The organism is Blautia sp. MCC269, assembly GCF_018785655.1.
Lineage (GTDB): Bacteria > Bacillota > Clostridia > Lachnospirales > Lachnospiraceae > Blautia_A.
Window position 1 is genome coordinate 1 of sequence record NZ_WQQE01000010.1, and the last position, 22,328, is coordinate 22,328.

General features: G+C 46.8%; 20 protein-coding genes, 1 pseudogene and 1 riboswitch. Of the genes and pseudogenes, 3 read left to right on the top strand and 18 right to left on the bottom strand.

Features of this window, described 5'->3' with window-relative positions; genetic code table 11:
- Positions 1-223: 223 nt before the first annotated feature.
- The 8 genes from GPK88_RS03465 to pckA all read right to left on the bottom strand — a co-directional run bounded on the left by GPK88_RS03465 (position 224) and on the right by pckA (position 7,357).
- A complete protein-coding gene (locus GPK88_RS03465) occupies positions 224-703 on the bottom strand; it encodes a metallophosphoesterase family protein (RefSeq protein WP_021976243.1) in 480 nt (159 codons plus the stop codon).
- A complete protein-coding gene (locus tag GPK88_RS03470) occupies positions 700-1,284 on the bottom strand; it encodes an XTP/dITP diphosphatase (RefSeq protein ID WP_021976242.1) in 585 nt (194 codons plus the stop codon). Before GPK88_RS03470 ends, GPK88_RS03465 begins: the two co-directional genes overlap by 4 nt.
- Positions 1,281-2,438: a THUMP domain-containing class I SAM-dependent RNA methyltransferase gene (locus GPK88_RS03475; RefSeq protein ID WP_118062720.1), complete on the bottom strand. Its 1,158-nt coding sequence runs from the start codon at positions 2,436-2,438 to the stop codon at positions 1,281-1,283. The genes GPK88_RS03470 and GPK88_RS03475 overlap by 4 nt, the downstream gene beginning before the upstream one ends.
- On the bottom strand, positions 2,435-2,977 hold the full coding sequence (gene yfcE / locus GPK88_RS03480; protein ID WP_021976240.1) for a phosphodiesterase: 543 nt from the start codon (positions 2,975-2,977) through the stop codon (positions 2,435-2,437). Before yfcE ends, GPK88_RS03475 begins: the two co-directional genes overlap by 4 nt.
- A 194-nt stretch (positions 2,978-3,171) precedes the next feature.
- A complete protein-coding gene (locus GPK88_RS03485) occupies positions 3,172-3,504 on the bottom strand; it encodes a rhodanese-like domain-containing protein (protein ID WP_118062721.1) in 333 nt (110 codons plus the stop codon).
- A 233-nt stretch (positions 3,505-3,737) separates the two neighbouring features.
- Positions 3,738-3,953 (bottom strand): hypothetical protein, encoded by a 216-nt coding sequence (locus GPK88_RS03490; protein WP_021976238.1) that lies wholly within the window; start codon positions 3,951-3,953, stop codon positions 3,738-3,740.
- Between the two features lie 309 nt (positions 3,954-4,262).
- Positions 4,263-5,192: a cation diffusion facilitator family transporter gene (locus GPK88_RS03495; RefSeq protein ID WP_021976237.1), complete on the bottom strand. Its 930-nt coding sequence runs from the start codon at positions 5,190-5,192 to the stop codon at positions 4,263-4,265.
- A 204-nt stretch (positions 5,193-5,396) separates the two neighbouring features.
- A riboswitch (NiCo riboswitch) is annotated at positions 5,397-5,521 on the bottom strand.
- A gap of 231 nt (positions 5,522-5,752) precedes the next feature.
- Positions 5,753-7,357, bottom strand: a complete 1,605-nt coding sequence (pckA, locus tag GPK88_RS03500; RefSeq protein ID WP_118062722.1) for a phosphoenolpyruvate carboxykinase (ATP) — start codon at positions 7,355-7,357, stop codon at positions 5,753-5,755.
- Between the two features lie 321 nt (positions 7,358-7,678).
- On the opposite strand from pckA, the gene GPK88_RS03505 reads away from it, so the two are divergent.
- Complete coding sequence (locus GPK88_RS03505; protein WP_118062723.1) at positions 7,679-9,007, top strand: threonine/serine exporter family protein; 1,329 nt, start codon at positions 7,679-7,681, stop codon at positions 9,005-9,007.
- Between the two features lie 95 nt (positions 9,008-9,102).
- Here the strand turns inward: GPK88_RS03505 and GPK88_RS03510 are convergent, their stop codons facing one another.
- Together GPK88_RS03510 and GPK88_RS03515 are read right to left on the bottom strand one after the other, a co-directional pair.
- The gene (locus GPK88_RS03510; RefSeq protein ID WP_173763151.1) at positions 9,103-9,858 is read right to left on the bottom strand and encodes a DUF4866 domain-containing protein; all 756 of its coding nucleotides are present in this window, start codon (positions 9,856-9,858) and stop codon (positions 9,103-9,105) included.
- A gap of 15 nt (positions 9,859-9,873) precedes the next feature.
- Positions 9,874-10,521, bottom strand: coding sequence for a YoaK family protein (locus GPK88_RS03515; RefSeq protein WP_118070799.1), 648 nt, complete (start codon positions 10,519-10,521; stop codon positions 9,874-9,876).
- A 166-nt stretch (positions 10,522-10,687) separates the two neighbouring features.
- On the opposite strand from GPK88_RS03515, the gene GPK88_RS03520 reads away from it, so the two are divergent.
- On the top strand, positions 10,688-11,566 hold the full coding sequence (locus tag GPK88_RS03520) for a LysR family transcriptional regulator (protein ID WP_092070206.1): 879 nt from the start codon (positions 10,688-10,690) through the stop codon (positions 11,564-11,566).
- A 28-nt stretch (positions 11,567-11,594) separates the two neighbouring features.
- Here the strand turns inward: GPK88_RS03520 and GPK88_RS03525 are convergent, their stop codons facing one another.
- Both GPK88_RS03525 and GPK88_RS03530 read right to left on the bottom strand, forming a co-directional pair.
- Entirely contained in the window at positions 11,595-12,422 is an 828-nt protein-coding gene (locus GPK88_RS03525; protein WP_118062747.1) for a PRD domain-containing protein, read from the bottom strand.
- A 239-nt stretch (positions 12,423-12,661) separates the two neighbouring features.
- A complete protein-coding gene (locus tag GPK88_RS03530) occupies positions 12,662-14,914 on the bottom strand; it encodes a PTS sugar transporter subunit IIABC (protein WP_118062726.1) in 2,253 nt (750 codons plus the stop codon).
- Positions 14,915-15,350: 436 nt separating this feature from the next.
- Here GPK88_RS03530 and GPK88_RS03535 point away from each other — a divergent pair, with 436 nt between their 5' ends.
- Complete coding sequence (locus tag GPK88_RS03535; protein WP_118062727.1) at positions 15,351-17,072, top strand: ABC transporter ATP-binding protein; 1,722 nt, start codon at positions 15,351-15,353, stop codon at positions 17,070-17,072.
- Between the two features lie 148 nt (positions 17,073-17,220).
- Here the strand turns inward: GPK88_RS03535 and GPK88_RS03540 are convergent, their stop codons facing one another.
- The 6 genes and pseudogenes from GPK88_RS03540 to nhaC all read right to left on the bottom strand — a co-directional run bounded on the left by GPK88_RS03540 (position 17,221) and on the right by nhaC (position 22,036).
- Positions 17,221-17,664 carry a hypothetical protein gene (locus GPK88_RS03540; RefSeq protein WP_180214173.1) on the bottom strand — a complete coding sequence of 148 codons (444 nt, stop codon included), beginning with the start codon at positions 17,662-17,664 and terminating at the stop codon, positions 17,221-17,223.
- Complete coding sequence (locus tag GPK88_RS03545; protein ID WP_015526030.1) at positions 17,651-18,442, bottom strand: ParA family protein; 792 nt, start codon at positions 18,440-18,442, stop codon at positions 17,651-17,653. Before GPK88_RS03545 ends, GPK88_RS03540 begins: the two co-directional genes overlap by 14 nt.
- A 201-nt stretch (positions 18,443-18,643) precedes the next feature.
- Positions 18,644-18,844: pseudogene (locus tag GPK88_RS03550) on the bottom strand (sugar ABC transporter permease); the annotation flags it as partial.
- A gap of 35 nt (positions 18,845-18,879) precedes the next feature.
- Positions 18,880-20,040, bottom strand: coding sequence for a beta-aspartyl-peptidase (gene iadA, locus GPK88_RS03555; RefSeq protein ID WP_015526031.1), 1,161 nt, complete (start codon positions 20,038-20,040; stop codon positions 18,880-18,882).
- Positions 20,041-20,093: 53 nt separating this feature from the next.
- Positions 20,094-20,585, bottom strand: coding sequence for an amidohydrolase family protein (locus GPK88_RS03560; protein WP_015526032.1), 492 nt, complete (start codon positions 20,583-20,585; stop codon positions 20,094-20,096).
- A gap of 5 nt (positions 20,586-20,590) precedes the next feature.
- Positions 20,591-22,036 (bottom strand): Na+/H+ antiporter NhaC, encoded by a 1,446-nt coding sequence (gene nhaC, locus GPK88_RS03565; RefSeq protein ID WP_015526033.1) that lies wholly within the window; start codon positions 22,034-22,036, stop codon positions 20,591-20,593.
- Positions 22,037-22,328 lie beyond the last annotated feature (292 nt).

The window sequence follows — 22,328 nt, forward strand, 5'->3', positions numbered from 1 at the left end:
AGGCGGGGAACCGCCTGCTCTTGACATGCCATTCAACAACTGTTATATATAAAGCAAGGGTGAAAAGCCTAGTTTTTAAGTTACTCACCCTTTCTTATCATAGAAGAATCCTATTTACAGAGATTTTTTCATAGTCTCTGTAAATATTGTACAGGCGTCTTTTTGTTTGTCGCAGAGTATACAACTCTGCGGCATTTCTTTTTTTCTATATAATACTTCTTATTTATAAGTACCGGATCTCCACATCCATCCCGCCGTTTCCGTCCGTTTCCAGAACTGCATAGCTGGGTCTTCTGCCCCGTTGCCTTGGGAAGGCCAGGCTTCCGGGGTTTACAAGAAGAATTCCGTCTTCTTTTTCCAGGACCGGCACGTGAATGTGTCCGAAAAATGCCGCATTGCAGCCACGCTGTTTTGCAGCATCTGCCAGCTGGTCAAAAGCCATGGACACGCCATAATAGTGACCATGTGTCACCAGTACCTTATTTCCTTCAATGTCGATCACATCTTCTCTTGGAAGATCGGAGAAAAAATCATTATTTCCGGATACAATGCTGCAGGGACAGTCTGCGAGGGCTTCGATATAAAATTCTCTGCCTTCCACGTCTCCACAATGCACCAGCATGTCAAAAGGAGCTTCCCGGTTTACTGCGATCTCCAGGTTTTCATCTCTTCCGTGGGTATCGCTCACGATCAGCACCTTCATACAAGTTCTTCCTTTATAAGGCGAAGGGCTTTTCCGCGATGGCTGATCCTGTTTTTTTCTTCCATGGAAAGTTCTGCGGAAGTGCAGCCATATTCCGGAAGATAAAAGATCGGGTCATAGCCAAAACCGTTCTCGCCTTTTTCCTCGTATCCAATGCGCCCCTCCATGGTGGCACGGACCGTCTCTCTTCTGCCATCCGGGAAAGCCGCCGCAATGGCACAGACAAAACGTGCGGTACGTTTCTCATCCGGTACACCTTCCAGACGTTCGATCAGGTTCGCGTTTTTGATGTGGTAGGAAGTGTCCTCTCCCATGTAACGTGCGGAATAGATTCCCGGCTCTTTATTCAGATAGTCGATCTCAAGGCCGGAATCATCTGCCAGAACGATCTCACCGGTCATTTTGCAGATGGCCTCAGCTTTGATCATGGCATTTTCTTCGAAGCTTTTTCCATTTTCGTCGATATCCGCATGGATTCCGGCATCTTTCAGGGAAAGGATCTCAAGCTGGGGATCCGCAAGTATCCTTCGGATCTCCTTCATTTTCCCCTCGTTTCCAGTGGCAAAAATGATCTTTTTCATTCTTTTATACTTCCTTTCTTCGGCGGACGTGGTCCAAGGAACTGGTAATAGTAGGTTTTCATCATTCCGTTATAGATCTTACGGTTCTTGTCTGCTTTTCGGCCGATATCATTCTCTGCCTTGTCATAGGCGGTGATAAGATACATGGACCAGCGATCCAGGCGCTTATAGCTCTCGCCGATCTCACGGTACAGTGCCGGAAGATTCTCTTTTTCCTCGATTCGCTCACCATAGGGCGGATTGGTCACAATAAAACCAAACGGTTTGGAGTGGCGGAGTTCGCTGACCGGTCTCTGCTGAAAATGGATCAGTTTGTCCACTCCTGCCATCTTTGCATTGGCCCGTGCTGCCTTGATAGCTGCCGCATCGATGTCAAAGCCCTGGATATCCGTCTCAATATCAAGATTTACCCGCTCTCTGGCTTCTTCTCTTGCATCTTCCCAGCATTCCTTCGGGATGAGATGTTCCCAGCTCTCAGCCAGGAAGTGGCGGTTCATTCCAGGTGCCATATCCGCTGCCATCATTGCCGCCTCAATGGGAAAGGTACCACTTCCGCAGAAAGGATCCACGAGAATACGGTCTTTTTTCCACGGGGTCAGCATCAGAAGTGCGCTGGCAAGTGTCTCTGTGATGGGTGCTTTCACGGTCATCTGACGGTATCCTCTCTTATGAAGAGATACGCCGGAAGTATCGATCCCGATCAAGGCCACATCTTTCATAAATGCCACACGGATTGGGAATTCCGGACCGTCTTCCGGGAACCAGGAAATTCCGTAGATGCCTTTGAGACGTTCTACGATGGCTTTTTTCATGATGGACTGGATATCGGATGGGCTGAAAAGTTTACTCTTGATGGAGTTTGCCTTGGCTACCCAGAATTTACCGTTCTTCGGTATGTAATTCTCCCATGGGAGAGCCTTGGTCTTCTCAAAAAGTTCGTCGAATGTCTCGGCTTTTACTTCGCCTACTTTCAGAAGGACGCGTTCTGTGGTGCGGAGGAACAGATTGGCGTCTGCCACACCCTGGGCGTCTGCCTCAAAAGTTACTCTTCCGTCTTCCACTTTGATCACTTCATAACCAAGGTCCAGTATTTCACGTTTCAGTACCGCCTCTGTTCCGAAATGGCAGGGCGCTGTTAATTCCCACAGATTCATAAAGTGATCTCCCGTACTGTATTTCCTTCAAAGTCTTTGATTGTAAAAATTCCGTTCTCAAGGATTGCGTAGGTTGGCGGGTTGCCTTCCTTTGGAATGGATACGGAACCTGGGTTCAGAAGGATATAATTTCCCATGTTTTCTGCTTTCAGCACATGTGTATGGCCGTGGATCAGGATGTCGCCGTCCATCATTGGCGGAAGGTTATCTTTGTTGTAGATGTGACCGTGTGTGGCGTACAGAGTTTTTCCATCGATGGCGAGAATGCAGTAGTCTGCCATCACCGGGAAGTCAAGGACCATCTGGTCTACCTCTGCCTCACAGTTTCCGCGTACTGCGTAGATCTGATTTTTTCTTTCATTTAAAAGGCGGATGACTTCCTTCGGTGCGTATTCCTTCGGAAGGTCATTTCTCGGACCGTGATAAAGCAGATCTCCCAGAAGTACCAGTCTCTCCGCCTTCTCTTCGTCATATGCTTCCAGCATTTTCCGGCAGTAGTATGCCGAACCATGTACATCGGATGCGAACATATATTTCATAATCTTTTCTCCTTGTGGTTTGTGTCATTTTTATTCCTGTTCTTTACATTATCATGATTTCCTTTAAAATACAAGCACAAGCCATTGCCAGTCATGCATTCGTAATCCCCTTCAATGCTGGTCACGGAGCGAACAGTGATTCCGTTTCGATGCCGCCCTGCGATTTCCCGTTTCCTCTGATCTATTACTCTGTTTTATCCGCTTACAAGATTCCGGCCTCTGTAGGCTGCAAATCCGCCGATCACAGACCGGGTGCGGCAGCCCGCTCTTGCCAGGCTCCGGGCGGCCTGCATGCTGGCACCACCGCGGTCACAGTATAGTATCAGGATCTTATCTTTTGGAAACTGGTACCTCTGATCCTGTTTTTTCTCAAGATATTCTTCCAGCTCATGGTATGGAATGTTTACTGCGTTCCGGACATGTCCCTTTTTGTAGGAGACCGGGTCCCGGAGATCTATGATAACGGCGTCACTGCGCTCCACATAATAATCCAGCATTTTGGCAGAGATAGTTTCGATCTGAAACATGGAAAAATCTCTCCTCTTTTTGCTATATTATATGGAAGCTTCTGTAGGAATGTTCCCTTATATGTATGGAAGCGGGAGAAAGCCAGCTCTGACTTTTTCCCGCTTTTTTTCCGATTTTTTCTGTATGATCCGGCCAACTGACTGATGGATCCTGTACCGCATAAAAATGGTGCTTCTGCTTATTGCGTATTGATCCTCTGCCTAGTATCTTCCGGATCACTTACCCTGAATATCTAGTATCTGTCGGACTCTCTGTCTTTCTCTGAATCGTACTCGTCGGATGTTTTGTTTCCGTAACTGTTGCCGTAGCTGTTTTTGGAACTGTTTTTAGAAGAATTTCTGGAGCTGTTTCTGGAACTGTTTTTTCCGCAGTTTCTGGAATCACTTTCCCCGTAATTTTTTCCCGCATAATTGGACTCATTTCTGTCTGTTTCGTAATTTTTCGCCATTTGAATTACCTCCTGATGAAGTTGATTTTTGCGGCTTTCTGAAGCTTTCTGCCGCTTTTTATTACAGGAAATAGTATCCCAAAAAGTTTGGAGATTATTCGCCAAAATGATATTGCTTTTTTTTCCAGTTTATATTATAATCATTCTTGTAAAAAGAATTTACCCTTCAAAAATTTTTTTTACATAACCCCTTATTTAATTATTTATACTCCCCTCGAAACACCCGGTAGCTCCCCTACCGGGTGTTTCTCTATGCAAAGAACAGGCCGCCGGAACGACCTTATCATTGTCGTTCCGGCGGCCTGTTTTTTATCCATTGATGGGGTTCACATGCACCATGCAGTGCTTTACGTCTTTGAATTTATCTTCGATGGTATGATGCACATTTTCCGCAATATCATGTGCATCGTTGAGGGATATTTCTCCTGCCGCCGCGATCTCGATATCCACGTACATTTTGGATCCGAAAAGGCGGGTTCGAAGAAGATCCACTCTTCTGACGCCCGGCACCTTGAGGATCTCACGGCGCATCGATTCTTCGGTTTTTGCATCACAGGAGTGATCTACCATCTTGTCAATAGCATCCCTGAAAATATCGATCGCAGCTTTGGCGATCATAAAGCAGATCACGATACTGGCAACAGGATCCAGGATGGGGTATCCCAGTCTTGCTCCGAAGATACCCACAAAGGCTCCGATAGAGGAAAGTGCATCAGAGCGGTGATGCCATGCATCTGCCATCAGTGCTCCGGAATTGATCTTCTTCGCAGCACCTCTTGTGTACCAGAACATCCACTCTTTTGTCACGATGGATACCACTGCCGCGATCAGCGCAAGGGTCCCAGGGATGGCGATCGTTCCGCCGGATGTACTTTTTACAATATCACGGACACCGGTAATGCCGATGCCAAGACCTGTTACAAGCAGCATCCCCGCAAGAACAATGGAAGAAACGCACTCCATTCTCTCATGTCCGTACTGATGCTCCTTGTCCGATTTTTTTGCAGAAAGACGGACACCGATGATAACAATAAAAGTACTTCCCACATCGGATGCAGAATGGATCGCATCAGAAATCATCGCTCCGGAATGCGCCGCAATACCGGCGATAAGTTTAAATATGGATAACAGCAGATTTACCAGGATACTGATCCCGGACACCTTCATCGCCGTCTGCTGTTCCCATGAGCTTTCTTTATCTGTGTCGTGTATAATCGTTTCGTTTTTTGTGTGTTCCATAAACAGGACCTCCTTTTGATTAGCATATGATTCTGGTCTTTCTTATGGCACAACATTTTCCGTGAAAAAACCGGCGGTTCTTTCACTACTCGCTGAACTGCGATTTCCGCCGGTGTTCTTTCTTATCTACATAGGGATCTCCCAGTTTCTACCTTCTGTTCCATCCATATTTTTGCAGTAAAAAAGACATACCTGCGAAACATACACTGTCCCGCAGATATGTCTGAAATTCTTATCTCGTAAACATATCCGCTGCCGCTTCCTGCGGCCCGGCCCCACGCCCTCAGAATAAAAAACTCCAAAGGCATCGCCTGCTCAGTTTGTACTGTTGATCTCGCATCCTGTTCGAATGTAATGCAGTGCAAAGAGAATTTTTACAGTCTTGCGGGTCTTCCGCTTGACTTCCCAGAAAGGATACACCTTGCACCATCTGTTAGTCAAGCCAAAGATTTTTTATATTTTATAGTAGGATTTTAAGGTATTACAGATATTATAAAACCGGGAGCGGATAAATCCACTCCCGGTCAAATCTACGATCTGTATTCAGTTGGAATGATCGATTATGCCTGCGGGCCAGCAGCAACGAGTGCTTTACCAGCAGCATTTCCTTCATATTTAACAAAGTTCTTAACGAATCTTGCAGCAAGATCTTTAGCCTTTGTCTCCCACTCTGCAGCGTCTGCATATGTGTCACGTGGGTCAAGGATTGCAGGATCTACGCCTGGAAGCTCTGTCGGAACCTCGAAGTTGAAGAATGGGATCTTCTTTGTCGGAGCTTTAAGAATAGATCCGTCAAGGATAGCATCGATGATACCACGAGTATCTTTGATGGAGATACGTTTTCCAGTTCCGTTCCATCCTGTGTTAACGAGGTATGCTTTCGCACCGCTCTTCTCCATTTTCTTAACGAGCTCCTCAGCATATTTTGTCGGGTGAAGCTCAAGGAATGCCTGTCCGAAGCAAGCGGAGAATGTAGGAGTAGGCTCTGTGATTCCACGCTCTGTACCAGCAAGTTTAGCTGTGAATCCGGAAAGGAAGTAGTACTGTGTCTGCTCCGGTGTCAGGATAGATACTGGAGGAAGTACGCCGAATGCATCTGCGGACAGGAAGATAACTTCTTTAGCTGCCGGTGCAGAAGATACCGGGCGAACGATGTTCTCGATGTGGTTGATCGGGTAGGAAACACGTGTGTTCTCTGTTACGCTCTTGTCAGCGAAGTCGATCTTTCCATCTTTATCAAGTGTTACATTCTCAAGAAGAGCGTTTCTCTTGATCGCATTGTAGATGTCCGGCTCAGACTCTTTGTCAAGGTTGATAACCTTAGCGTAGCATCCACCCTCGAAGTTGAATACTCCGTTGTCATCCCAGCCGTGCTCGTCATCACCGATCAGAAGACGCTTAGGATCTGTGGAAAGTGTTGTTTTACCTGTTCCGGAAAGACCGAAGAAGATTGCTGTGTTCTCTCCGTTAAGGTCTGTATTTGCAGAGCAGTGCATGGAAGCAATGCCCTTAAGCGGCAGATAGTAGTTCATCATGGAGAACATACCTTTCTTCATCTCTCCGCCGTACCATGTATTTACGATAACCTGCTCACGGCTTGTAATGTTGAACATTACAGCTGTCTCAGAGTTAAGACCCAGCTCTTTGTAGTTCTCAACTTTAGCCTTGGATGCGTTGTAAACAACGAAATCTGGCTCAAAGTTCTCAAGTTCCTCAGCTGTTGGCTGAATGAACATGTTTGTTACGAAGTGTGCCTGCCAAGCAACCTCAACGATGAAACGGATAGCCATACGTGTATCTTTGTTAGCTCCGCAGAATGCATCTACTACGAAAAGTCTCTTGTTGGAAAGCTCTTTCTTAGCAAGATCTTTAACTGCAGCCCATGCTTCCTGAGTTGCCGGATGGTTATCGTTTTTGTACTCATCGGATGTCCACCAAACTGTGTCTTTGGAGTTCTCATCCATAACGATATATTTGTCTTTAGGGGAACGTCCTGTGTAGATACCTGTCATTACATTGACAGCACCAAGCTCGCTGACCCGACCAATCTCAAAGCCCTCAAGCTCAGATTTGGTCTCTTCCTCGAATAATACATCGTAAGAAGGATTGTACACGATCTCAGTTGTTCCGGTAATACCATACTTTGTTAAATCGATTTTTGCCATCTTAACATTTACCTCTCTTCTTTAATAGTAATTATGATAGCCACCTACTTTTGCAGGTTTTTGTCATCCTGCCATAGGAATTGGTCATTCCAACATCCCTATCCACAATTATACATAAATTGTACGTAAAAGCAACCAAAAAAATTCATTTTACGCAAAAAAATGATAAATCTTTAACAGTGACGTTTTGGTGCTGTCAGATTTTATTTCATCTACACTTGACTTTTTCAGAATAATAGCTACAATATATCTGATTATAGTTATTATATATATTTATAATAGCAACTATATGATTTTAATATATAGAAAGAAGTGATTTCTATGTCAGATATTCTGATCAAACGTAATCATATGGAAATCCCCTGGCACAACTACGTAAGCGCCAGGAACAGCCAGCCCATCACCGAGGCTTCTCTTTCCGAAAAAGCTTCCCTGATCGGCCGTACAGGCATGATGCTTCTCTCCTGTGGGACCGGTGCCTGGCGGGTACGGAGTTCCATGAATACATTGTCAGAAGCACTTGGCATCACCTGCTCCGCAGATATCGGACTAATGTCTATAAGCTACACCTGCTTTGACGGTGAGAGCAGTTTTTCCCATGCACTTAGTCTGACTACCACCGGCGTAAATACTTCCAGACTGAACAGGCTGGAACATTTTGTCAGTGATTTTCCTGCGGAGGGTATCCATATGAGCGGTGAAGCACTGCACAGTCAGTTAGATGAGATCGAGCGGATCCACGGGCTTTATTCCCCTGCATCCCTGGGACTGGCTTCTGCACTGGCCTGTGGTGCATTTACTTTTCTTCTGGGCGGTGGCCCGCTGGAAATGATCCTGGCTTTTGCAGGCGCAGGCATCGGAAACGCCATCCGCTGCAAGCTTGGCAAGCATCATTTTACTCTGTTTATGTGCATTGCAGTTTCTGTTTCCTCCGCCTGTCTTGTATATGCAGGCTTCCTGAAGCTGGCAGAGCTTCTGTTCCACATTTCCGTCCAGCATGAGGCCGGATACATCTGTTCCATGCTGTTTATCATTCCGGGCTTTCCGTTTATCACAAGCGGGATCGACCTTGCCAAGCTGGATATGCGTTCCGGTCTGGAACGACTGGCCTACGCCATTATTGTTGTAATGGTGGCTGCTGTCTCTGCCTGGCTGATGGCACTGCTTCTTCATCTGAAGCCTGTGGATTTCCTGCCTCTGGAGCTTTCGGCAGCTCAGAGGATCCTGTTCCGGCTTCTGGCAAGCTTCTGCGGGGTATTCGGCTTTTCGGTCATGTTCAACAGCCCTGTCCGTCTAGCCGCAGCTGCCGCCTTCATCGGCGCACTGTCCAACACTTTACGTCTGGAGCTTGTTGATCTTGCCGGTTTTCCACCTGCTGCCGCGGCTTTTTTCGGAGCACTGACAGCCGGACTTCTGGCCTCCCTCATCAAAACAAAAGTGGGATATCCCAGGATTTCCATTACCGTGCCATCCATTGTGATCATGGTTCCCGGACTTTATCTCTACCGGGCGATCTACAATCTGGGGATCATGTCCCTAAATGTTTCCGCCTCCTGGTTTGCAGCTGCGATCCTGATCATCGTTGCTCTTCCCCTGGGCCTTATTTTCGCCAGGATCCTTACGGACAAAATGTTCCGCTACTGCACCTGATGGGCATACAAAAAGGACTGCTTTCTGTAGCTTCCGGTCATCAACTATCCTTCTGATAACCGGAGCAATACAAAAGCAGTCCTTTTTTGTACACTCTATTTCATTACGATCTCATCAGCGATCCCGATCATTTTTTCCAGTCGGTCCGCAAATTTATGGATGGGGAGAAAAACGCCCAGTCCGTCATAACGTTTTCCACCATCCTCCACAGAATCCTGCCCATAATACACAAAGGCTCTTGGAAGCTTCTTCTGGATTGCCATCATAATATCCCATACAGCTGCATAGGCCTGTGCCTCCGTTTCCTTTTCCTTTACGCTGTCCGGAAGCTCATACACCAGCAGCACTCCGATATGTTCGCCCATTTTGTACTCTTCTACTTCCATGGTAGCTTCATCATAGGCATGTCGCTTCCGGTAGCCATACGCCAGATACATCTTTACGCCCGGTTTCTCCCTGTATATCCTACGGAACCGATCATAATCCCTGTCACTTACATGGATTCCCTTTTCCCGCAGAAAATTTCCATTTTCATCCGTGAGAAGCACCGGATTCTCCTGTCCGTCTGCATTGAACCTGAACGGTGCCAGAAAAGAATTTCGCAGAAGATCAAACATACTGTTCTGGCAGATTGCCATAAGGAGAGCTGTCAGATCACGGTTTTTATATGCGTCCAGCAATGCATAGGCGAATTTTTCCGGAGGAAGATATCCGCATTCTATGTCTGTATCCGCATCCATGGATTCATAGAAGGTCTCCGTCAGCCGTCTGCACGCCTCCGGATCCTTCAGGATCTTTTCAAATAAAAGCTCCGCCTTTTCCTCTCTTGGGAATAATGTGCTGTTTTCCACAATTCCTCACCCTTTCTAATCTCTATGTTTACTGGAAAACATCAGAATAAAGCTGATCAGAAGCAAAACATCCGATACCCAGATTGCCGGGATCCCCAGCCTCATGGACAGATTTCCTCCGCCACCGGCTCCAATGGCAAAAAAGAAAATTATTCCGAAATAATAAAGAGCCTGCTTCAGCTGTTCCGGACGTTTTTCACGACAATACACGGACAACGCCGCCGTGCCGCTTCGTAAATTTCCGATGCACATAGTGCTTGCATAGGAATAACCGCCCACCTTCCGGAAGGTCTGTACCTGCATGGCGCAGGAAAAGGATACCAGTACGGTTGCCAGCATATCCAATTCTCCCGGCATAAATCCCACCGCAAAAAGGATCAGGATCTCGATCAGCAGGATCATCTGCCTCCAGTGAAGTTTTTTTGCATATTTAAAGGTATTCTGGATTCGCTCCGCCGCTACAACACCAATGGCAAAGGCTAAAACAGGGAACAGGTACCTTAAACCGTCTCCCCACTGTCCTGTCATAAAATTTTGGCTCATCAGAACCACGTTGCCGGTCTGGGCGTTGGAAAACACCTCATCTCTTGTAAAATATGTGTAGGCATCCTGAAATCCGCCGGACATTGCCAGAAATATACTTGTAATAAAAGCTTCTGACATCTGCCTGTCTGCGCTCTGCAGCTTTCTGCCTCCTGAAACCACTCCAAATCACTCCCGTCATTGATTTTTTTCCTCGGGTGTATTATAGTTTGCTCAGAAGCAAATGTAAAAAGTATTATTAATATCGTAAACATATTAAAATCATATCACAGGATGGAGACTATACATGATCACTTACGACTACTACCGCATCTTTTATTATGTAGCCCAGTATAAAAGTTTTACCAAGGCAGCACGGGCTCTTCATAACAACCAGCCAAATATCACCCGCTGTATGAACAACCTGGAGCAGGAACTGAAATGTACTCTTTTTCTCCGCTCCAACAAAGGAATCGCTCTTACACCGGAAGGCCGCCAGCTCTACGAACACGTTGCCCTGGCTTTTGAACAGCTGAGTATTGGGGAAGAGGAGATACGACAGAACGGGGAGCTGGAGCATGGCCTGGTTTCCATCGGTGCCAGTGAAAATGCCCTGCGTCTGATCCTTCTGGAAAAGCTGGAGCTGTTCCGTGAACAATATCCTCATGTGCGCCTGCGCCTTTTCAACCATTCTACTCCCCAGGCTGTACAGGCACTGAAAAATTATGCGGTGGATTTCGCTATTGTCACCACTCCGATCTCCATCCGCAAGCCTTTACAGAAAAAAAGTCTCCTGCGTTACCGGGAGATCCTTGTATGCGGAAGCAAATATAAGGATCTGACCACTGCCCCTATCAGCATCCATGAGCTTCAGGATCTGCCCTTTGTAGGTCTTGCGGAAGGAACCAGCACCAGAGAAATGTATATGAATTACTTTATGGAAAACCGTGTTTCTTTTCATCCTGACATCGAGGCAGCAACTACAGACCAGGTCCTTCCCATGATCGTCCACAATCTGGGAATCGGCTTTTACCCCGAGCCCCTTGCCCGGGAAGTGATCAATGACGGGAAGATTTTTGCCCTTCAGCTTAAGGAGCCGCTCCCTCAGAGGGAAGTCTGCCTAGTCACAAACAGCAGTACTACCATGAGTACTGCTGTCAAAAAAGCCATTGAATTTATTGTGTAAATCTCTGGGACTGATCAGCCATTTATGGTTATTGTTCCACTGTCCTCTCAATATGCATGGCAAGATAACCAATTTCAATAGGATCCAGCTCTTTACCCAGGCTTTTGCCCAGGCTCTCACAGACATCCTCCGCGATCCTGTAGGATTCCGGATATTTTTCTTCTATATATTCATTCATATCCAGCTTCAGTGTCTCCCCTGTGGAGACACGGGCTACCATATATTTGATATGGTTCATCATACGGTTGTAGGACAGGGAGATCACATCGATCTTTCTTCCTGTGGCCATCTCGATCATGGCGATGCATTCCCGTACCGTTCTTGCTGTCTGCATGGCAACAGACACCTTTTCATCTCCAAGTGCTGAGTGAATATGAAGTGCCACATATCCCACCTCATGCTCGTCGATTTCAATATCCATCCGCTCCTTCAGGATCTTCTTCAATACCTCCGCCACCTTGAATTCGCTGTAAAAAAGCACCTTGATATCCTCAGTCAGAGGATTGCTGATCTGCTCATGATTCCGGATACGTCCCACTGCAAAGGAAATATGATCAGCAAGGGGAAACAGGATCCTTCTGTCTATGGTATTCCCAAAGGTCTTCTCAGCTTCTCTCAATATCTCATCTGCGATCTCCAGAAATTCCGGTGCTACGCTCTTTGCCAGTTCTTTTGCTGAGCCACGTTCTGTCTCCTGAGCCAGCCTGTAAATAGTACAGTCTGCCGGAGCATCAAAACGCTGGCTGACCTTCTTTCCAAATCCCACACCTTTTCCCAGAAGTACATATTCCTGGTTTTCTTCCATATTTATGGCAATGATGCCATTATTGTTCAATACCTTGCTCACTCTGTACATCTTTTTCCCCACCATTTTTATATATCCTGCTGCTTTTCCACATTCCACCACTGTCTGCCCCGGATTTTCAGTCGACATTTTTGTCTGCAGCTGTTGATTTTCTTTATCGTAACAGAATCTTTCTTTTGTGTAAAGCCCTTCTGACAGACAGTTATTTTCTTTGCCACAGGAAAAGCGCGCCCGGGCATTAGGCGCGCTTTTCACAAAACCAATCTTCTATATTATTGCTGAAAAATTTCCTATTCTTCCACAGTCTCTACTGCGAACAACGGCTCTCCTGCCTTGATCTCTCCATTGGCAAGAAGGCGTACTCTCTGATCATCCTCGATCTCTGTGCAAAGGATCGGAGAACATAAGGACGGAGCGTTTTCTGTAAGATACGGGATGTCAATCTTCATCAACGGCTCGCCTTTTTTTACATGCTGTCCCTGCTCTACCAGGATCTCGAAGCCTTTTCCTTCCAGCTTTACAGTATCAATGCCGATATGGAGGAGCATAGGAAGATCTGTATCTGTCTGGAATCCGATGGCATGCTTTGTGTCAAAAATAAACTCTACCTCGCCGTCTTCCGGAGCACAGATCACCGGGTCCTTCGGTGTGACTACAGCACCCTCTCCCATCATTCCTTCCGCAAAGCCTTCATCCGGCGCTGTGGAAAGGTCTGCGGCGATACCGGTTACCGGGCTGTAGACAATCGCTGTTCTGAGAACCTTTTTCTCTGGCTGCGTGCTGGCTTCGGATGTCGGAGCTGTGTTCTGAGTAGCCTCACCTGTACTTTCTGCTGTACGCTCTGTATCAGACTGAGCCTGATTTTCCGCATTGTCTGTTTCTTTCTCATTTGCACCTTCAAAATATTCATTCGGCGCTGTCTCCAGATAATCCTCCAGCTTGGATTTAATCACAGTTACCTGCGGACCGTAGATGATCTGCACGCCCTGGCCTTTTTTCACGATTCCTCTGGAGCCTGTTGTTTTCAGAATGTCGTCGTTAACTCTTGCTGCATCATGGACGGTGATACGGAGTCTTGTTGCACAGCAGTCCACATCACTGATGTTTTTCTTTCCGCCAAGACCGGCTGTGATGGCTTCACTTACCGGGTCTGCGGATGTACTTCCTGCTGCTTCACCGGCTTTTCCGGCTTCTTTTCTCGCGTTTACATCTGCTTTTGTATAAAGCTTTGTTTCTGTGTCGTCATCCTCACGTCCCGGAGTCTTGAAGTTGAACTTTTTGATCAGGAAGGTGAAGATCACATAATAGAGAATAAAGTAAATGATACCTACCGGGATAATCCTGAGCCAGCTTGTCTTTGCATTTCCCTGAAGGATCCCGAACAGGAACAGATCAAGGAAACCGCCGGAAAAGGTAAGTCCTACTGCAATGTTCAGCATATGTGCGATCATATAAGCCGCGCCTGCAAGAACAACCTGTACCGCAAACAATGCAGGAGCTACAAACAGGAAAGAGAACTCCAGTGGCTCTGTGATTCCTGTAAGCATACATGCAAGGGCTGCGGAAAGAAGAAGTCCGCCTGCTGCTTTTTTCTTCTCAGGCTTTGCACAGCGGTACATGGCAAGAGCTGCTCCCGGAAGACCGAAGATCATGAAAATGAACTCTCCGGAAAAATATCTTGTTGCATCTGCGCTGAAATGCGCTACATTTGCGGAATCTGCAAGCTGGGCGAAAAAGATGTTCTGTCCGCCCTGTACCATCTGGCCTGCAACCTCCATAGTCCCGCCAACGGCTGTCTGCCAGAATGGCATATAAAATACGTGATGAAGTCCGAAGGGGATCAGCGCACGTTTGATAATACCGAAGATCAGAGTTCCGATATAGCCGCTGCCTGTTACAAGACCGCCCAGAGCATAAATACCGTTCTGGACTGCCGGCCATACGAAATACATCAGGATTCCCACAAACATATATACAATGGTGGAAATGATAGGCACAAATCTGGAACCACCGAAGAAGGAAAGTGCGTTTGGAAGCACGATCTTATGAAAACGGTTGTGCAAAGCTGCAACACCAAGGCCGACGATGATACCGCCAAACACACCCATCTGTAAGGACTGGATGCCGCAGACAGAGGTTACAGTACCTTCCAGAACGCTTTTTGCGATCTGTCCGTCTGCTGTGATCTTACCATTTACTACCAGCATACCATTGATGGCTACATTCATAACAAAGTAAGCGATCAGTGCAGAAAGAGCTGCTACCTCTTTCTCTTTTTTTGCCATACCGATGGCCACACCTACTGCAAAGATCAGCGGCAGGTTATCAAATACCGCGCTTCCGACTTTGTTCATAATGATCAGGAGTGCATGTAAAATCGTTCCGTCTCCCAGAATCTTCTGAAGTCCGTAGGTTGCAATGGTTGTTTCATTTGTGAAGGAACTGCCGAATCCAAGAAGCAGGCCTGCCACAGGAAGGATTGCTATGGGAAGCATAAAGGAACGTCCCACTCGCTGCAAAACTCCGAAAATCTTGTCTTTCATGTTTTCTCTCCTTTTCTTTCGACGTTTTGGAGCGGGAGTCTTTTAAGTGGGCAACAAAAAAGACACCAACCCCCATAAACGTCAAATAATAACATTTATGACTGGTTAATGCCTGCTTATCAGTTACACACCAAATCTGAAATACACTATACGGGTTTTGTTCTTCTATGTCAAGGAGTAATTTGATTTTTTCCCAAAAATATATCTCCTCATATCACTATCCGCTCCGTTGCCAGCAATCCCTCGCGGAATATTCCCTGTGAACAGCAGCCATATAGCTTCTATTCTCAGAAAGTATGCAGAAACGAAACAGACCTGAAATTCACTTATCTTGACTTTATTCTTACTTATGATAAGATGAACATAGAATGTCCGGCAGCAATGTTTTTTGCCCAGACAACACTATACATTTCATAAAAACGGAGGTACTTTTCCGATGAATACCATCAAGAAATTCATCCACTACTACGGCCCGTACAAAGCGGTCTTTTTTATTGACCTGATCTGTGCAGCCGTTATCAGTCTGGTAGATCTTGCTTATCCCCAGATTCTTCGTACTATGACAAAAACTCTCTTTACACAGGATAAGGATATGATTCTTCATGCCCTCCCTGTGATTGCAGCTTCTCTTTTTGTTATGTACATTGTGCAAAGTCTCTGCAAATATTATGTAACCTATCAGGGACATATGATGGGTGCAAAGATGGAACGTGATATGCGCCGGGAGCTTTTTGACCATTACCAGGAGCTGTCTTTTTCCTATTACAGCAGGAATAATTCCGGTCAGATGATGAGCAAGCTGGTCAGTGACCTTTTTGACATTTCCGAGTTTGCACATCATGGTCCTGAGAATCTTTTTATCTCTCTGGTAAAGATCGTCGGTGCTTTTATCTTCCTGTTCTTTATCAACAAGAAGCTTGCACTGCCGCTGATCCTCCTGGTGATCGTGATGTTTGTGTTTTCCTTCCGCCAGAATGCAAAAATGCAGGAAACCTTCATGGAAAACCGTCGTAAGATCGGAGATGTAAATGCCAGTCTTCAGGATACGCTTTCCGGAATCCGCGTGGTGCAGTCCTTCGCAAACGAGGACATCGAACGTGCCAAATTTAAGAAAAGCAATGAAGCGTTCCTTGTTTCCAAAAGAGATAATTATCACTGCATGGGAAGTTTCATGAGTTCCAATCTTTTCTTCCAGGGCATGATGTACCTGGTAACTCTTGTTTACGGCGGCTATCTGATCGCTCAGGGTGAAATGCAGACTGCAGATCTTGCCATGTATGCCCTGTATATCGGAATCTTTATCAGCCCCATCCAGATCCTGGTGGAACTTGTGGAAATGATGCAGAAGGGTCTTTCCGGTTTCCGCCGTTTCCTGGATGTGATGGAAACAGAATCCGAGATCAGGGATGCAGACAACGCTGCGGAGCTTACGGACGTGAAAGGACATGTGCGTTACGACCATGTTTCTTTTCATTACAGCGATGATGAAACTCCTGTGCTTTCCGATATCTCTATTGATATCCCGGCTGGAAAATCCATTGCCCTGGTGGGACCTTCCGGAAGCGGAAAAACCACGATCTGCTCTCTCCTGCCCAGATTTTATGATGTGACCGGCGGTTCCATTACTGTAGACGGAAAGGATATCCGCGGGCTGACTCTTAAGAGCCTTCGAAGCCAGATCGGTATGGTACAGCAGGATGTCTATCTTTTTGATGGAACCATCAAGGATAATATTGCCTACGGAAAGCCCGGAGCTTCCGATGAAGAGATCATCAAAGCCGCCAAATGTGCGAGTATCCATGACTTTATCATGGAGCTTCCGGATAAATACGACACTTATGTCGGAGAACGTGGCACACGCCTTTCCGGCGGACAGAAGCAGCGGATCTCCATTGCACGTGTATTCCTTAAGAATCCTCCGATCCTGATCCTGGATGAGGCCACCAGCGCTCTGGATAACGAAAGCGAACGTTGGATTCAGAAGAGTCTGGAGGAACTTTCAAAAAATCGTACTACCATTACGATCGCGCACCGGCTTTCTACGATCCGTGATGCGGATGAGATCATTGTGATCACGGAGGAGGGTATCGCCGAAAGAGGCACTCATGCTGAACTGCTTGAGAAGAATGGATTGTATGCTGCATATTACAATATGTAGAAAGATACGAGGGAGGCGCTTCGCTGTCCCACTGAGATTTTTATAGGGCAAAATAAAAGGCTGCTGTATACCTTATCAATAGTGATATAGATATATAGCAGTCTTTTTATTTGTCAATTACTATCTTTTCAAAAAATTCAATCAAAGATTACAGCAGATAAACCGGAAGCTCGTCTTTAATTCCTACTGGCTGGTTGTTGTCCGGCTCATCTTTCTTTGGGGTGAGGAATTTGGCCTGGAGTTCGTCGGCGTTTCCTCCGCTGATCACGTTCTGGGCTACAGTTCCTGTTGTTTCTGCTGCAGCTGTTTTCTTTGCTGCGGTTTTACATGCTGTTGTTTTTCTGGTAGTGGTTTTCTTTGCTGTTGTTTTTGTTGCGGCTGCTTTCTTTGCTGTGGTCTTCTTTGCAGGAGCTTTGGCTGCTGTTTTCTTTGCTGTAGTTTTTTCTGCCGCTTTTTCAGCTGTTTCAGCTTTTACCTCTGACGGCTTCTCTGCTGCTTTAACCTCAGCCTCTTTTACCTCTGTTTTTGTTTCTGTTTTGGATGCTTTTTCTGCATTTACTGCTCTTGCGATGCTTGCTTTACCTACTGACACGATTCATTACCTCCTCTGCCAATGCTATGTACTCTTTTGCGCTGCGGCTGCTTTTTTTGAACTCCACAACTGGTTCACTGCTGTCCTGGGACCATTCGATGGAGCTGTCTACACGGATAAAAGATTCGAAAAGATAGATTCCTTCCATTTCTTTCAGTGTTTCCATAGTCTGTTTGAAATAATTCTTTCTGGCATCTGCCTTGGTTACTACGATTCCCAAAACCTTTAAATCCGGAGCGATCTCCCTGACTTCATTGAGGAAATCAAACATATTTGCAAGACCAAACATACCCCACGGACTTGCCTCTACCGGAACAAGAACATAATCGGATGCACATAAAATATTCATCACCCAGCCGCCAAGAGTAGGCGGTGCATCAATGAGAATGTAATCGTACACTCCGGAATCTTTAACCTTCTGCAGACATTTCCGCAGGATAAACTCTCTCTGCCATTTTGTAAAAAGCTCATATTCCACGGAGCTCATCAGCGTAGACGACGGAACCAGATCCAGATTCTCATACTTCGTATGCACGATAAAATCGCTGAGATCCGACTGATGACCGATAGCATAGTAGAGATTCTTTTCCCCTGCTGCCATCTCAAGCACTTCTTCCTCCGAAAAAAAAGAAAGGGAAAGATTCAGCTGCATATCACCGTCTACCATCAGTACCTTCTTACCCATGCCGGCCAGTGCCGCTCCCACATTGGAACAGCTGGTGGACTTTCCGCTGCCGCCCTTATTATTTGCAAAACAGATCGTTACTGTATTTCCCATTACAGCCTCCCGACAACATAATTTCGTATTTTCTGTCACTTGCCCTTATTATAATATAACGTTCTCCTAAAAACAAGCACATCCCCCATAAAACCACGAAAACCGACAAAATAACCTCACATAAAACAACAGTATATACACCCAAAAACAGCAGGTTCCGGATCACTCCGAAAACCTGCTGTCCTGATTCGCTGACTATTATTATTTTACGATAAAAGATTTTCTCTTGCTGACAACATCGAAGATAACCGCTGCCAGAAGAACCATACCTTTAACAACCTTCTGGATATTCTGGTCAATACCCATGATACTCATGCCAAGATTCAGAACACCCATCAGAAGTGCACCAATGATAACACCAGGAACTGTACCGGTACCACCATAAGCAGAAGCACCACCAATAAGTCAATCACAGTCCTTCTCCTGTATGTTTTTCCTTACTGCTCGAATCTGCCCTTCATCTTCACTTCCTGCTCCCACACAGCGACCTTGCCGCGGGCAAACAGGCTGTTGATGTTGAGATTCTCATCCAGTACCAGAAGGTCTGCGTCTGCGCCTTCCGCTACACAGCCCTTGATTCCTTCTTTGCCAAGGAGTACGGCCGGAGTGCTGGTCAGAAGCTGTAAGGCATCCTCCAGCGGCATGCCCTCTCTTACCAGGATCTGGATGGTACGGTGCAGATACTTCGGGGACGCGTAGGTCAGGCCAATGCACTCGCCCTCTTCGTTGAAGCGCGGCTGGCTTCCGAACGCGTCACTGGACATGGTTACATGATCCAGGCTCACATCTTCGCGGTGCAACAGCTCATAGAGCTTCAGAGCATCGGATTCGACCTCCACATCATCGGCGCCGGCGGTGCAGTCAATGTAGCCGCCACGGCGCACCAGATCCGCGCCGGCATCAATCAGTCCAGGATTGCGTAAGATGTGGGTCGGCAGCAGGTTCTTGGCTGGAACGTCGGAATGATCCAGCACATAGAAAATCGGATCCAGTCTTCCCTCTCCGTCACCCATGTGCATGGTTACCAGGCCAGGGGTATTGCTGAGTAAGCCGGCTCTGCGCGCTGCAGTAGCCAGCGCGATCAGCTCTTCTCCGCCTGGGTTGGAGCTTCTGTGGTCCGATACCGCTACCTTCACACCGATCATCGGTGGAACCAGGATGATATCGCGCTCTACACTTCCGGTCAGGGTGGTCGGCGGGTAACCATAGGAACTGGTCAGAGTGTACACGGTCATGCCCTCTTCGGTCAGGGCGCGAGCTTTTGCGACCAGATTTTCCACACTGCGGGTTACGCCATCGGTTCCCAGAAGTCCGACTACCGTGGTAATACCATTTTTGAAGAATTCACTGAGCTGGGATTCCGGTACACGGGATGCCGGCCCCTGCTCTCCGCCGCCGCCTGTGATATGCACGTGCATGTCAATGTAAGCCGGAACAACGGTCTTTCCCTCCAGATCATAGGTTTCCACTCCCGGAAGTCCCTCATATCCCTCAATAGTATCCTGCATCAGAAGGATTTTTTCCCCCTCAATAAGGATATCTTTCTTTCCCAGTTTCTCCGGTGCGTACACATTCGCGTTTTTCAGTAACTTGATCATAATGTCAATTCTCCTGTCTCTTTCTTTTCCGCTTTTCTATTTCAAAGCTTCTGTCAGTCTGTCTCAAAGGTGCCTTTTACCAGTGCTTTTCCATACTCCACCATTTTCTGTCCACGGACAAATACCGTATCTACCAGAAATTCCTCATCCAGGATCACAAGATCCGCGTCGCTGCCCGGACGGATGCAGCCCTTTTTCGGGAATAATCCGTTGGCTCTGGCCGGGTTCTCCCCGCAGATGCGGATGGCTTTTTCCACCGGAACCCCTGCCTTTACAGCATCACGCACTTCCTCATGCAGGGAAGAAAGCCGTGTAACCAGAAGCTTTGCGCCGCCCCCGCCAATCACATGAACATGCTGGTCCACATAACCAGGAATTACCATTTTTCCATCTGCAGAAACAACTTCCACCGGAGCAGAAAGTTCCGGTGGATCGATGTGTTCTGCCACAGAAAATACTTTTTCATCTACGATCAGGATATCACGGATTCCTTTTGGATCCGGATCATACAGATTCGCGTTTTTAATCAAAAGCACTCTGGACATCGTATTTAGTTCTCCTTTTTCTTCTCATCATCGAGCTTGGCAATACCAAATCCGGTAAAGCCCCAGATGATTGCAAAAATCCAGCCGGTGTAGCACAGGATTGCCCATGGAAGGTAATCCAAAGTCTCTACGCCAAGGGTGGAAGCCATGTAAGCACCTGCTGCGGACCACGGGATCAGCGGTACAACTACGGTACCGGCATCCTCAAGGGTTCTGGACAGGTTCTTTGCCGCAAGCCCGCGCTCTTTGTAAGCGTCACGGAACATCTCGCCCGGAATCAGAATGGCAAGGTAAGAGTTACCGGTGGTCAGTGCCATGGTAATGCAGGCTGCAACGGTTGCGGTGATCAGCGCACCGGTACTCTTTGCCACGCTTAAGATCTTCTGGAGTACCACATCCAGACAGCCAGCCCGGCTCATGATACCTGCGAAGCAGAATGCGCAGAATACCAGAAGTGTGGTGCTCATAATGCCGTTCATACCGCCGCGGTTTAACAGCTTGGTTACGGCCTCGGAACAGGTCTCGGTGTCAAATCCTGCACGGTGGATCATGGATACATCAAAACCGTTTACGGTTGCCTTTAACACATCTCCTAACGCTACGTGCTGAATGAAGACACTCTCCAAGCCTGCTACAAAAGTAGAAAGAAGCATAACCGGAATGGTTGGCTTCTGAAGCAGGGAGCCGCCCAGCACGATCACTACCGGAATGATGATCAGCAGGTTCCAGCTGTACATGGAAGAAAGCTGGCTTAATAAAGTAGTAACGGTGTCAGAAGTAATATCTGCGCTTACATCTGCGTTCATACCAACAATGGCATATACCACCAGGGAAACGATGGTTGCTGGGACAGTGGTGTAGAACATATGTCCGATATGCTCATACAGTGTGCTGCCTGCCGCGATCGGAGCCAGGTTTGTGGTATCGGACAGCGGAGACATCTTGTCACCAAAGTAGGAACCTGCGATGCAGGCGCCTGCAGTAGCCGGAAGGGATACGCCAAGGGCGCTTGCGATTCCCATCAGGGCAACACCCATGGTTGCAACGGAACCCCAGGAGGTACCGGTAACAACCGAAACCACTGCCTCGATCAGGAACGCGGTAACCAGCATGAATTTCGGGTTTACGATCTGGACGCCGTAATAAATCATCATCGGAATGGTACCGGATGCCATCCAGGTACCAACCATAGCGCCAACACATACAAGAATCAGGATGGCAGGCATGCCCTTTGCGATCTTGGTGCAGATCTCATCCATCATCTCATCCCAGGTAATGCCTACACGGAACGCGATAAATGCTGCGATTGCAGCTACCATGATCAGAAGCGGCTCTGTGCTGTAGCCGAATACGCCTTTTCCGATGGTAAGGATCAGGAGCATTGCGACGATCGGTGTGATCGATTCCGCAAAAGTGGGCAGACGTTTGGCCCGTTCTTTCTTTTCTTTCATTTGTAGTTTCTCCTTTTAGCCTCCTTCGTGACAGTTTCACATTTTATCACGGCAGAGTATTAAGATTTGGACTTATTATATCAGAAAAGATAACGGGCAACAACTAAAACTTTATATTTTTTTATTTTCTTGTTACACGGGAGTTTGACACATTGAAATTCAAAAAAGTACCGCAAAGCCTTGAAACAGGCTTATTTTTTTGTCAAATTTTTATTTTTATTATATAGTAATATTTAGTGATATGTACTATAACAGTGGAAGCGGTAATTATTGTGCGTATAACAACATCAAA